This is a genomic window from Vibrio sp. JZG10 (assembly GCF_054064075.1).
This window is the reverse complement of sequence record NZ_JBSUGE010000006.1, coordinates 82301-95852: the sequence shown is the minus strand read 5'-3', so window position 1 is coordinate 95852 and position 13552 is coordinate 82301. Positions and strand designations below refer to the sequence as shown.

Genomic DNA, 13552 nt, shown 5'->3' with positions numbered 1-13552 from the left:
AGCTCTCCCTCTGATTTTTAACCCCTCGCTTATTAATATCTCTGTACTAATGAAAGTCGCGAGATTTACTTTGTAGATTATTCAAATAGTGCGTGCAATCAATCAACTTGCCAGCAATAACGTGCGTGACTTCCCCCTCTCTTTCAAGAATGCCTTTCACCATTAATACTTTAGCGCCTAAATACGCTTGCTTTTGGGCTCGTGCTGTCGCTTGCCAAACGACCACATTAATGTTGCCTGTGTCATCTTCTAACGTAAAAAATGTCACGCCAGCGGCGGTGCCTGGAGATTGTCTTCCCGTTACCACGCCTACCACTGTGACCAATGACCTATGCGGTTTCTCTGCCAATTGCCTCATGCGGGTAAAATGAGGGAGTTTGCCCGTTTCTTCTAATAATTTAATCGGGTGGCGGCTAAGAGATAGTCCTGTGCTCGCGTAATCCTCAATTAAATTTTCATATTCAGAGGGCTGAGTTTGGTAGCTAACACCGGGTTCTTCGACCTTGTGAAACAATGGTAGGTCAGATAAGGAATCCATTGCTGCCCAGCGTGCGTTATAACGATTCCCCGATAGGATCTGAAATGCATTGGCTGAAGCCAGTAATTCAATGTCACTTCGGCTTCTTAATATCTGCTTTACTTCTTGAATCGAGCGGTAACCATTAAGTGGTTTGCGCTCAATAAGCCTTTGCGCACTTTCTGCGTTAAAGCCTTTCACCAAGCGAAAACCAAGTTGCACGCCCAGCCTGCCATTCGGACGTGAGACGAGATGATGCTGATATTTTGAGTGATTGACGCACACCGGCAATACTTCGACTCCATGTCGGCGGGCATCTTGTACTAATTGCGATGGGCTATAAAACCCCATTGGTTGGCTGTTCAACAGTGCAGTGTAAAATTCTGCTGGGTAATAATATTTTAACCACGCAGAACAATATGCCAGCACGGCGAAAGACGCTGAATGGCTTTCAGGGAAGCCGTACTCACCAAAGCCGCAAATCTGATCGAAAATGCGCTCAGCAAACGCTAATTCATAACCTCTCTCTTGCATACCATTGATCAGTTTTGGCCTGAATTTAGCGAGATCGCCATTCTTTTTCCATGATGCCATTGCTCGACGGAGTTGATCGGCCTCGCCGCCGCTAAAGCCAGCTGCTACCATGGCTAACTTGATGACTTGCTCTTGGAAAATTGGGACGCCCATAGTCCGCTCAAGAACGCTTTTTACTTCTTCCGATGGATAACTGACAGGCTCTTTGTGATCACGCCGTTTTAAAAAAGGATGCACCATATCACCCTGAATAGGGCCTGGACGAACAATCGCAATTTGAATCACTAAATCGTAATAACAAGCGGGCTTTAAGCGAGGGAGCATGCTCATTTGTGCACGAGATTCAATTTGGAATACGCCTATCGTGTCGGCCTTTTGAATCATGCGGTACACGTGTGGATCATCTTGCCGGCGAGTGATCTCGGAAATAGAGAGGGAGCGCTGGTGGTGTTTCTCGACCAGTTGAAAGCACTTTCTGATGGCGTTTAACATGCCGAGTGCGAGCACATCGACTTTTAATAGCTTCAAGCTTTCTAAATCGTCTTTGTCCCATTGAATGATAGTGCGATCTTCCATCGAGGCATTTTCAACAGGTACTAACTCATATAAAGGGCCAGATGAAATTACAAAACCACCCACGTGCTGAGATAAGTGGCGTGGGAAGCCAATTATCTCGTTGACCAATTGGATAAACTGCTGCCCTTTGAGAGATTCTGGTTGTAAGCCAAGTTCAATAATTTGAGCTTGCCAGCCTTGGCTGCGATCTCGGCGATTAACGTTCTTAATGAAAAAATCTAATTGGGTCTCTTCAATCCCTAGCGCTTTACCGACTTCACGCACGGCACTTTTAAAGCGATAGCTGATCACTGTTGCAGCAAGTGCTGCACGCTCACGGCCATATTTTTTGTAAATATATTGGATAACCTCTTCACGGCGCTCGTGTTCAAAGTCCACATCAATATCCGGCGGTTCCTTACGTTCTTTACTGATAAATCGTTCGAATAAGACTGCGATTTGTCGAGGGTCGACGGCGGTAATTTCCAGGCAATAGCACACCACAGAGTTTGCGGCGGAACCTCGACCTTGGTAAAGAATGCCTTGTTGTTTCGCGAACATTACGATGTCGTGGATGGTAAGGAAGTAGTAGTGGTATTTCAGCTCTTGAATAAGCGCAAGTTCATTCTCGATGGTTTGATTGACTTCTGCTGGCACGCCTTCAGGAAAACGCAGCTTTTTACCACGCTCGACTAACATACGTAAGTAAGAGTCGGGTGTATAACCATCTGGGATCAGCTCGGTAGGATATTCGTATTTTAAATCGGAGAGCTTAAACTCGCATAAATCGGCGATGTAAGTACTTTCTTCCAGCCATTCTGGTTTGTAAATCCGAACCAGTTTTTTAAAAGGACGAAGCGCTCGTTCTGTATTCGAAATACGATCAAAACCGAGTTTATCGACGCTACACCCATGCTTTATAGCGGTAAGTACATGCTGTAATGGCAAGCGTTCAACATCATGCATGAGAACGCCTCCGCAGGCAGTTATAGGTAATTGAAATTCATGTGCTAACTGCTCGCAGTGCGCAATGTACTCAGTATCGTTGTTACTCAAATGGCGCTGAATCGCTACCCACAAACGATTAGCGTGGTGTTGATTGAGCCAGCGTCCCCAATAGTGGTCACTCTCTTGATGTGTGGGCAGCCACAATATCAAGCAATGTCGAATCGACATCAAATCCCATTCGAACAGTTGATAGTTGCCTTTTCCACTTCGTCTTCTTGCGTTTGTGATGATACGACACAACTCGGCATAAGCCTTGCGACAAGGGCAAAGCAGTACGATTTGGCATTCATCATTTAACCAAAACATACTTCCAACGATTTGTTTGATATCGAGTTTATGTTGTTCGATGGTCGCATGGGCTTTGACAACGCCCGCGACCGAACATTCATCCGTTATAGCTAGAGCTTGGTAGCGATAGAAAGCAGCTTGGAGTACAAGCTCTTCTGCATGAGAAGCCCCAGTCAAAAAAGAGAAGTTAGACTGACAAAATAGTTCCGCGTAACTCATAATGACCCAACAAAAATTACTGTCGATTTAACAAAAATAGCCATGAAGAAACCAGTGCTTGTGCTGATCGCGAAATATCCATAACCAGCGGCCTTGCTTGGTGTGTGCAATGTAGTAATCACGCATGATCTCATCACCATCCCACCATCCAGAAACGATTCGCTCAGGTCCGTGGACCAAAGAGACTTGCTCTTGCAATGCAATGGGAGTGGGCAATTGCATTGCGGGGCGTAGTATGGATGGTATGGCGTGCTCCTTTTCATCTGGAGCATCAGCAGGGCGATATTGACTGGCCTTTTCTGGTCTAGGATCACAAGCGATGTTGGGTTTTAACACAGCACTTTTCCCCAATTTAGCTTGCAGTAAAGAGAGCAGTTCTAAAGCATTCATGTTCCCTTTTTGCCCAGCAAAGAGATCGCGTGATGCACTAAGAGGCTCACCTTGACGGACGACTTTTAACGTTAGCCCTGTGACTGGGCCATTGAGCGAGAGTGACTCTAAGCTTAAACTCGCTAACTGCTGCCAACGCTGACATAGGTAATCACCTTGCGCAGAAGTGAGTTGAAGGTGTTGCTCTTGTTTCTCACGCTGGTGGAGTGTTAAACACAGCTCAAAAGCGACCTTATCTCTTAATTTAAGAAAGGTTTCGAGTTGACGAAGTAACTTGGCCAGCGGCTTTTCAATCCACTGAACGTTTTCGAACTCAAACAGCAGTTCTAAATAAACTTGGAAGGATTCGGTCGGGTGATAAAAGTCGACAGGATGCTTAAACTGCCCAGTCAGTCGACCAACGTAGTTCACCAAATCGATATCAAAGCGTCGAGCGATGTCTTGCAACGGCAGTTCAAGCAGGTTTTGCAATGTGGTGACGCCTACACGTTGTAACTTCTCTACGGTAGCGATTGATAAATCTGTCAGTGTTAACGGTAGTGGTGATAAGGCTTTTTGTATGGCAGATTTGTCTTCGCTGATGACGTTCGCTCCTGATAATGCCATCAATTTGGCAGCAAAAGGCGAAAAACCACATCCGAATTGAAAACTCAGTTTCAGCTCCGATAAGTGATCTCTGACTTTGTTCCAATAGTTTTCAAACCCTTCATACAGAGCGAGCATTGGAGTAGCACGCAGCAAAATACCTTGGTTTGGCCTCAATACAACGTCAGATGTGATCAAATACAACCACTGAGCTACCTCTTGTAATTTATTTAATTCGGTTTGTGGATGATAAGGATGCACTTGTAAATCTCGACACAAGGACGCAGCACTGCCTAAGCCCATACCAGGCTTAATACCTTGTTGTTCGGCAATCTCGTTGTATTGAATAATCTGGCAACGTTGGCTTTCGACAATCACCACGGGTTGTTCTTGGTTATCACCAAAGAGTGCGTCTAGCTGCAGGCGAGGGAAGTGCAAGTAAATCCACAGAGCCATATCACTAACCTTGGTTCGCCAGTGGGAAATTGACCACAGTCGAGTGCAGAGTTTTAGATGATGGTTTCACCAGTTGCGGGTAATGGTGTTGGAAGCCGATACTGACACTACCTCTATTCCAGCCTCCTTTCCTTTTTAGTACTTCAACATTAATCCCTTGCTCGTCACCTTTCAGTTTTAAACTGAGTGACACAGGCAAAGACAAGCGGTTGATAGTCTCTGTTTTAAGCATAAAAAGAGGGCAAGTACCTTGTTCACTCGCTACCTGTAAGCGTTTCACTTGATGTATTTCAAGCTCTTCTTGCCATAACAAAACATTACTGCATACCCCACTTTTCAGACATTGCTCTGCAGCCCAAAGAGCATCTTTGGGGTGAGTTGGATTAACGACCCACACTTGGTTTATATCCAAACCGATGTAGTGTAAGAACAGAGAATTCACTAACGCGGGAGGTTGAATAAATGCAGTCACACCATTGGTCTGAGTGGCTTTTAAATAAGGAGCGAGCAAACGCAATTCACCAATACTACCAATAGATTCCATCTCCACTACGCCATGAGGTGGAAAGCCTCCGCCGAGCAAATCATCTAATTCAGAAAACCCGGAACTAGTCCGCAATTGCTGAGGATCTGTTTTCGTTAAATTTGCTTGCCAAACAAGGTGTTGGCTTTTTAAGTGCTGAATAATATCTTGCATAATAAATACCTGTATATATGTACAGTATATTTCTGTGGGAGAAAGTCGCAAGATTTTTATGAAGAGAGAAATGAAAAAAGGCAGCGTTTGCTGCCTTTTCAATCAATTATGTGAGGTAACCTGAATGAGTTATTTACGCTTCGGTTGAGCGTCGATGCACTGACCGTTCACATCGGTAACCGCAGGATCCATTAAGTGCAAATATAGCGGCATGATATCCAGTGGCGTTTTGAGAGTATTTGCATCTTCACCCGGATATGCTTTTTCACGCATGCGAGTACGAGTGGCACCAGGGTTAATTGCGTTAACGCGGATCGGTGTATCACTCAGCTCGTCAGCTAAAACTTGCATCATGCCTTCTACGGCAAATTTAGAGATAGCGTATGGCCCCCAGAATGCGCGGCCAGAGTGGCCGACGGTTGAAGAGGTAAAGATAATACGCCCAGCTTCTGATTTACGCATCACAGGCAGTAGTGCTTGAGTCATTAACACTTCTGCTTTCACGTTGATCTGCATGATATCGTCGAAGTCTTCCTCTTTGATTTGCTCAAATGGACACAGCGAACTCAAGACACCTGCGTTGTGTAATAGGCCATCCAAACGACCAAACTGTCCTTCGATTGTCTCTGCCATATCAATGTAATTTTGCTTAGTTGCGCCCTTGAGATCCAGAGGAATGATAGCGGCTTGTGGATAGCCAGCTGCTTCAATCTCATCATAGATAGATTCAAGGTTTTGCACATTTCTACCCAAAAGAATAACAGTTGCACCGTGCTCGGCATAAGAAAGCGCGGCTTGACGGCCGATGCCATTACCAGCGCCAGTAACAAGAATGACTTTACCTTTTAGAGCATCAGCTGAAACGGAGTAGTTCACGGCGATAAATCCTTATTATTGTAAGAGGGTCCATGATAGTTAATTGACGCTAAAAAACGCCTGTTTCTCAATGGAAAATCTTGGTAATCGTGACAAGATGGTTACAATACACCAATTCATGTGTTATACCAATTCCAGAACTTTCGTTAGGTATGCTATCAATCAGAACAAGTGGTTACAAACCGCGCTGCCTTCTCGCTGATGTTTCTGCGTAACATACTAACGTCATCTGAAATGAGATAAAGGAGCTCTCGTTGGAATTTTTATTAGATTATGGTCTGTTTCTGGCCAAAATTATCACGGTGGTTGCTGCGATAATTGTTCTGCTCATTATTGCAAAATCGGCTGGTGGCAAATCGGGTGCGGCGAAAGGGGAGTTAGAGATTACCAACCTTTCAGAGCAACACAAACAATCTGTTGAGCAGTTAGAACATCATTTGCATGACGATGCTTTCATCAAAGCTCGAGATAAAGCGGTCAAGAAAGAAGAGAAAGAGAAAAACAAATCTCGTGAAAAAGAGATCAAACAAGCGAGCAAAGACGGTTCATTAGATAGCAAGCGTGAACCACACCTATTCGTTCTTGATTTTAACGGTAGCATAGATGCAAAAGAAGTCGCGTCTCTACGTGAAGAGATCACTGCTATTTTGGCTGTCGCACGTGAAGGTGATGAAGTATTACTTCGTTTAGAATCTGGCGGTGGTATGGTTCATGGCTACGGCCTTGCCTCTTCTCAACTGGACCGAATCAAAGCTGCGGGCCTTCCTCTGACTATCTCTGTAGACAAAGTTGCGGCAAGTGGCGGTTACATGATGGCATGTGTCGCAGATAAGATTGTTTCTGCACCATTTGCAATTGTGGGTTCTATTGGCGTTATCGCACAAATTCCTAATTTCAACAAACTGTTGAAGAAACATGACATTGAGTACGAACAACTAACCGCGGGTGAATATAAACGCACGCTAACGATGTTTGGTGAGAATACCGATAAAGCGCGCGATAAGTTTAAGCAAGAGCTTGAAGAAACACATGTCTTGTTTAAAGACTTTATTCGCGAGCGTCGTCCTAGTTTGGACCTAGACAAAGTAGCTACAGGTGAGCACTGGTTCGGTACACAAGCGAAAGAGCTTGGTTTGGTGGATGATATTAGTACATCTGATGATATCGTTGTTGCGGCATGCAAAGATAAAACCGTACTTTCTGTGCATTATGTGCAGAAGAAAAAACTGGCAGACAAGCTAGCAGGTGTCGCGGGCAAAGTTGCTGACAGTGTGATCTTAAAGTTAGCTGAGCGTGGTCAAAAACCGATTGTTTAATCGAACCTAAGATCATGACATTTGAAACGGCGAGGGTGGAAGCTCTCGCCGTTTTTGTTGAACCTTATGTTTATTGATGAATCCAATTGCGCATTAGGTGTAATGCTTTACACGACATTTTTCCTCGCTCCAAAGGGCGATTACCCGTATAATGCGCGCCTCGAAAACCGAGCAAATTGCTGAAAAGAAACTATAGGTGGAGAAGAACATGTCCTCTCAAACTCCGGTTGTAACCGTAGATGGACCTAGTGGTGCAGGTAAAGGCACTTTATGTATGTTGCTGGCGAAAAAGTTGGGTTTCCAACTCTTAGATTCTGGCGCAATTTATCGTGTACTTGCACTCGCTGCGATTCACCACGGTGTCGACACAGAGTCAGAAGACGCACTTGTCCCACTGGCAACACACCTAGACGTTCAATTTATCGCAGAGGGTGACTTAGTTAAGGTCGTTCTAGAAGGCGAAGATGTGTCAGGGGAGCTTCGCAAAGAAGAAACGGGTATGGCAGCATCTAAAGTTGCGGCTCTGCCACGTGTTCGTGAAGCATTATTACGTCGTCAGCGTGCATTTGAAGCCGCTCCGGGCCTAGTGGCTGATGGTCGTGATATGGGCACAATTGTATTCCCAAGTGCACAAGCGAAAATCTTCCTTGATGCGAGCGCAGAAGAGCGTGCAAATCGACGCCTTAAACAGTTGCAAGAGAAAGGGTTAGATGTTAAATTTGCTGACCTTTTAAGCGAGATCCAAGAGCGTGACGACCGAGATCGTAACCGCCCAGTGGCGCCATTACGCCCTGCTGAGGATGCGCTTGTGCTAGATTCTACGTCGATGACTATCGACGAAGTAGTAGAAAAGGCACTACAATATATCGAATCGAAGCTAGCTGAGTAATGATACTCGGCTAGACTAAGAGCGTTGGTCGCAAGGATGATGACTGGCGAATTTAATAACCCCATGCGGTAGGATACCCGTGGAAGTTTAATTTATTGAAGATTAACTAAATGACTGAATCTTTTGCTCAACTCTTTGAAGAGTTTCTAAACGAAACAGAATTCCAACAAGGCAGCATCGTTAAAGGTACTGTAGTAGCTATCGAGAACGGTTTCGTTCTTGTTGACGCTGGTCTTAAGTCTGAATCTGCTATCCCTGCTGAACAGTTCAAGAACGCTGCTGGCGAACTTGAAGTTGAAGTTGGCGCTGAAGTAGACGTAGCTCTAGACGCTGTTGAAGATGGTTTCGGTGAAACTCAACTTTCTCGTGAGAAAGCTAAGCGTCACGAAGCTTGGATCGTACTTGAGAAAGCTTACGAAGAAGCTGAAACTGTTGTTGGTATCATCAACGGTAAAGTTAAAGGCGGTTTCACTGTTGAACTAAACGGTATCCGTGCTTTCCTTCCTGGCTCTCTAGTAGACGTACGCCCAATCCGCGACACTGCTCACCTAGAAAACAAAGAGCTAGAGTTCAAAGTTATCAAACTTGACCAAAAACGTAACAACGTAGTTGTTTCACGTCGTGCTGTTATCGAATCTGAAAACAGCGTTGAGCGTGACGAGCTTCTAGAAACTCTACAAGAAGGTTCTGAAGTTAAAGGTATCGTTAAGAACCTTACTGACTACGGTGCGTTCGTTGACCTAGGTGGCGTTGACGGTCTTCTACATATCACTGATATGGCTTGGAAGCGCGTTAAGCACCCATCTGAAATCGTTAACGTTGGTGACGAGATCCAAGTTAAAGTTCTTAAGTTCGACCGTGAGCGTACTCGCGTATCACTAGGTCTTAAGCAACTAGGCGAAGATCCATGGGTAGCAATCGCTAAGCGTTACCCAGAAGGTCACAAACTAACTGGTCGCGTAACTAACCTAACTGACTACGGCTGCTTCGTTGAAATCGAAGAAGGCGTTGAAGGTCTAGTTCACGTTTCAGAAATGGATTGGACTAACAAGAACATCCACCCTTCTAAAGTTGTTAATGTTGGCGACGAAGTTGAGGTTATGGTTCTTGAAATCGACGAAGAACGTCGTCGTATCTCTCTAGGTCTGAAACAGTGTAAAGCTAACCCATGGCAGTCATTCGCTGAAGCACAAGCTAAAGGCGACAAAGTTACTGGTAAGATCAAGTCTATCACTGACTTCGGTATCTTCATCGGTCTAGAAGGCGGCATCGACGGTCTAGTTCACCTATCTGACATTTCTTGGAATGTTGCTGGCGAAGAAGCTGTACGTGAGTACAAGAAAGGCGACGAGATCTCTGCAGTTGTTCTAGCAGTAGACGCTGAGCGTGAGCGCATCTCTCTAGGCATCAAGCAAATGGAAAACGACCCATTCAATGCTTACGTTGCTGACAACAAGAAAGGTGTTCTAGTTAACGCTACTGTAACTGCTGTTGACGCTAAAGGCGCTACTGTTGAAATCGCAGAAGGCGTTGAAGGTTACATCCGTGCTTCTGAAGTATCTCGCGATCGCGTAGAAGATGCTTCTCTAATCCTAAGCGCTGGTGATGTTGTTGAAGCTAAGTTCACAGGTGTAGACCGTAAGAACCGCGTAATCAACCTATCTATCAAAGCTAAAGACGAAGCTGACGAGCAAGAAGCAATGGCATCTATCAACAAGCAAGATGACAATGCATTCGGTAACGCAATGGCTGACGCTTTCAAAGCTGCTAAAGGCGAATAATATACTCGCTTAAGCAAAAAAGGAGCCGCAAGGCTCCTTTTTTATATTTGAGCATATTTAAGTAGTAATACTAATGACGGTAAACTATCTTAATAAAAGGCATTTCTTCATTGCGCATTTTGCATAAAATTTGTCTAGAATTGTCAGCAAGTGTTTGTTGGAATTAGTATTACTTACTATAATAAGTGATAAAGATACTCAAAGAGGGCAACTATGACTAAGTCTGAACTGATTGAAAGACTCTGCGCTGAGCAAACACACTTATCAGCGAAAGAGGTAGAGGATGCTGTAAAAGATATTTTAGAGCACATGGCCTCTACGCTAGAGAGCGGTGACCGTATCGAGATCCGCGGCTTTGGTAGTTTTTCTCTTCATTACCGCGAGCCTCGCGTAGGTCGTAACCCTAAAACGGGCGATAAAGTGGAATTGGAAGGTAAATACGTTCCACATTTCAAACCTGGTAAAGAGCTTCGTGAGCGTGTAAATATTGGCTAACGCACTCTTATTAGTTTGAAAAAAGCGGCATACGTTTGTGTATGCCGCTTTTTTGTAATGTATCCAAGCAGTTAACGAAGCGAGCTGTTGATTCTGGCTGTTTTCTTTGCAGCTTTCTACACCCAAGTAACTTTAACTTCTAGGCGTGTCTACAAACTAAGCATCTTGAGGTTACTTGGGTATAGATTATTGCTAATATACGTAGTCTGAAGAAGCATTTTCCTGCATAATCTTACCGACTTACTCCTAGAAGGGTGATGTAAATGAAAATTATAAAAATCGTTGCTGTTTTAGCTCTCTTTTTAATTGCATTGGCGTTAGGTTCCCAAAACCAAGAGCTCGTGACTTTTAACTATCTTCTAGCCAAAGGAGAGTTCCACTTATCTACACTATTAGGTGTGGTATTTGTGGTTGGCTTTGCTTTAGCGTGGGTTATCTTTGGTAGTATCCAGCTGAAAACTCAGCTACAAGTTCGTCGTTTAAAGAAAAAACTGAAAAAGTACGAACCTACAGATGCAAACAAACCTGCTGATAAGCCAGCCATCGAAAAACAGGCATAAGGATAAGGCTTAACTTTAATGCTTGAACTACTCTTCTTGTTATTGCCTATAGCTGCTGCGTATGGCTGGTATATGGGGCATCGCAGCGCTCAGCAAGACAAGCAGAAGCAATCTCATCAAATCTCTCGTCAGTATATGACGGGTCTTAATCTGCTGCTCTCTGACCAATCAGATAAGGCTGTTGATCACTTTATTGAATTGCTCCAAGTTGATAACGAGACAATCGATACTCACCTTGCGTTGGGTAATTTGTTCCGGTCTCGTGGCGAAGTCGACCGCGCAATCCGAATTCACCAAAATCTCATTTCTCGCTCTGGCTTAACACTGGATCAAAAGAATCTTGCACTTCAACAGTTGGCGAAAGATTACATGGTCTCTGGTTTTCTCGATCGTGCAGAGAAAATCTTCGAACAGTTAGTCGAAGAGCCAGATTACAAAGAAGCGGCCCTTCAGCAATTGGTAACCATTTACCAACAAACGCGTGAATGGGAAAAAGCAATTTATTACGCCAATCAATTGGCTAAGTTGGGTAATAAACGCTCCAGAATGCGTGCGAATATTGCTCATTTTTGGTGTGAAATTGCCATGCTCGACCAAGCCGATGGTAATACTAATAAGGCAATACAGCACTTTAAAAAAGCCCTAGCAGAAGACCCAAAGTGTGTTCGAGCGAGTATTGCTTTGGGACGAATTTATCTAGAGTCTGAAGATTATAAACACACGATAAAATACCTAACGGGTGTGCTTGAGCAAGACAAAGACTTTATCAGCGATGTCTTACCAACCATTGCAGAGTGCTACCATCATTTGGGCCAGGAAGATGAACTTGTAGAGTTTCTGCGAGCTTGTATTGATAAGAAAGCAGGCGTATCAGCCGAGTTAATGTTGGCTCAGTTGGTTGCTCACCACGAGAACGTAGGGGCTGCACAAGAGCTGCTGACCAAACAGCTGCTGAAAAATCCAACCATGAAGGGCTTTTATCGATTAATTGACTACCACATTGCTGAAGCAGAAGACGGTCGCGCGAAGGACAGTCTATCGACGCTACAAGCGATGGTGGGTGAACAGTTAAAAGTGAAACCACACTACCGATGCCGGAAGTGTGGGTTTTCTACTCATTCCCTTTATTGGCACTGCCCGTCCTGTAAAGGGTGGGGGACGATCAAGCCAATCCGCGGATTGGATGGTGAATAATTTTAATGCAGCTGGCAGAATTTCTGTCCGCTGCATTTTTTTAACTTTTTATTTAATAAGAACCAAAATAGTTAGGAGATGAAATGATCGACCAAAAAGTTATTGTCGCACTGGATTATGATAACCAAGCAGACGCACTTGCGTTTGTAGATAGAATTGATCCTGCGTCATGTCGCCTAAAAGTTGGCAAGGAAATGTTTACGCTATTTGGTCCTGATTTCGTACGTGAACTCCACAAACGTGGTTTCTCAGTCTTCCTGGATTTGAAATTTCACGATATTCCAAATACCTGTTCTAAGGCGGTCCGCGCAGCCGCGGAATTAGGGGTTTGGATGGTGAATGTGCATGCGAGCGGTGGTGAGCGTATGATGACGGCATCACGTGAAATTCTTGAGCCATACGGTAAAGAACGCCCACTTCTGATAGGAGTAACGGTACTAACCAGTATGGAACAAAGTGATTTAGCGGGTATTGGTTTGAACATTGCGCCTCAGGATCAAGTTATTCGTCTGGCGACATTGACCAAAAACGCTGGTTTAGATGGTGTCGTATGTTCAGCTCAAGAGTCTTCATTGCTTAAGAGCGAACTTGGTCAAGACTTTAAGTTAGTTACACCAGGAATCCGACCTGCTGGCTCTGAGCAAGGTGACCAGCGCCGTATCATGACACCAGTAGAGGCTATTCAGTCTGGTTCTGACTATCTTGTTATTGGGCGTCCAATTACTCAAGCTGTGGATCCTGCTGCAGTGTTGAAATCGATCAATGATAGCTTGTCTAGTATGTAAGCACAGTCTTGTATTGTATAAAGAAAGGTGAGGCTGTGATGCCTCACTTTTTTGTATCTAATAAAAATACCAACCGTAGTAAGCAACTGCTCATTTTTACCAGTTATATCTGCTCGCTTACTTGCTTTAATTGGTGTAGGGGGGAGCTTATTCGGATAAAGGTTCTACGGTTTATTATGAGGAAAGTAGGGCTTGGTACTATATCGATCACACTTTTGTAACATAACTCACTGTGATGCATAGAAAATGCGACCATGTATTATTGATGACTTGCGTTACAAAAGCCTAAAGAATACTATGGCGAAGATGCATTCACTGCGTTGTAAGGTCTAGGATGACCTAGTGAAACTCTTTGAAATTAATATAGAAGCTGGCAGGAAGTCACTTCATATTACGCTCCTATTATT

At 44.3% G+C, this 13552-nt stretch carries 11 protein-coding genes; 7 read left to right on the top strand and 4 right to left on the bottom strand.

Going from position 1 to position 13552, the window contains the following annotated elements; all coding sequences use genetic code 11:
• Positions 1-46: 46 nt before the first annotated feature.
• The 4 genes from ACWYVB_RS09345 to ACWYVB_RS09330 all read right to left on the bottom strand — a co-directional run bounded on the left by ACWYVB_RS09345 (position 47) and on the right by ACWYVB_RS09330 (position 6125).
• The gene (locus tag ACWYVB_RS09345) at positions 47-3121 is read right to left on the bottom strand and encodes an error-prone DNA polymerase (RefSeq protein WP_395222135.1); all 3075 of its coding nucleotides are present in this window, start codon (positions 3119-3121) and stop codon (positions 47-49) included.
• Positions 3122-3148: 27 nt separating this feature from the next.
• Positions 3149-4552, bottom strand: a complete 1404-nt coding sequence (locus ACWYVB_RS09340) for a Y-family DNA polymerase (RefSeq protein ID WP_395222134.1) — start codon at positions 4550-4552, stop codon at positions 3149-3151.
• 4 nt (positions 4553-4556) lie between these two features.
• On the bottom strand, positions 4557-5249 hold the full coding sequence (gene imuA, locus ACWYVB_RS09335) for a translesion DNA synthesis-associated protein ImuA (protein ID WP_104974998.1): 693 nt from the start codon (positions 5247-5249) through the stop codon (positions 4557-4559).
• A gap of 129 nt (positions 5250-5378) precedes the next feature.
• On the bottom strand, positions 5379-6125 hold the full coding sequence (locus ACWYVB_RS09330; RefSeq protein WP_395222133.1) for a YciK family oxidoreductase: 747 nt from the start codon (positions 6123-6125) through the stop codon (positions 5379-5381).
• A 254-nt stretch (positions 6126-6379) separates the two neighbouring features.
• Between ACWYVB_RS09330 and sohB the strand changes: the two genes are divergently transcribed.
• The 7 genes from sohB (at position 6380) to pyrF (ending at position 13145) form a co-directional block, all read left to right on the top strand.
• A complete protein-coding gene (gene sohB, locus ACWYVB_RS09325) occupies positions 6380-7441 on the top strand; it encodes a protease SohB (protein WP_005385819.1) in 1062 nt (353 codons plus the stop codon).
• Between the two features lie 208 nt (positions 7442-7649).
• Entirely contained in the window at positions 7650-8330 is a 681-nt protein-coding gene (gene cmk, locus ACWYVB_RS09320; protein WP_005397113.1) for a (d)CMP kinase, read from the top strand.
• 110 nt (positions 8331-8440) lie between these two features.
• Positions 8441-10111: a 30S ribosomal protein S1 gene (rpsA, locus tag ACWYVB_RS09315; protein ID WP_005385817.1), complete on the top strand. Its 1671-nt coding sequence runs from the start codon at positions 8441-8443 to the stop codon at positions 10109-10111.
• A 213-nt stretch (positions 10112-10324) separates the two neighbouring features.
• Positions 10325-10606 carry an integration host factor subunit beta gene (gene ihfB / locus ACWYVB_RS09310; protein ID WP_005385816.1) on the top strand — a complete coding sequence of 94 codons (282 nt, stop codon included), beginning with the start codon at positions 10325-10327 and terminating at the stop codon, positions 10604-10606.
• A gap of 263 nt (positions 10607-10869) precedes the next feature.
• Positions 10870-11166 carry a LapA family protein gene (locus tag ACWYVB_RS09305; RefSeq protein WP_005397112.1) on the top strand — a complete coding sequence of 99 codons (297 nt, stop codon included), beginning with the start codon at positions 10870-10872 and terminating at the stop codon, positions 11164-11166.
• A gap of 18 nt (positions 11167-11184) precedes the next feature.
• The gene (lapB, locus tag ACWYVB_RS09300) at positions 11185-12360 is read left to right on the top strand and encodes a lipopolysaccharide assembly protein LapB (RefSeq protein ID WP_005376665.1); all 1176 of its coding nucleotides are present in this window, start codon (positions 11185-11187) and stop codon (positions 12358-12360) included.
• Positions 12361-12443: 83 nt separating this feature from the next.
• Positions 12444-13145 carry an orotidine-5'-phosphate decarboxylase gene (pyrF, locus tag ACWYVB_RS09295; protein WP_457528801.1) on the top strand — a complete coding sequence of 234 codons (702 nt, stop codon included), beginning with the start codon at positions 12444-12446 and terminating at the stop codon, positions 13143-13145.
• Positions 13146-13552: the final 407 nt, after the last annotated feature.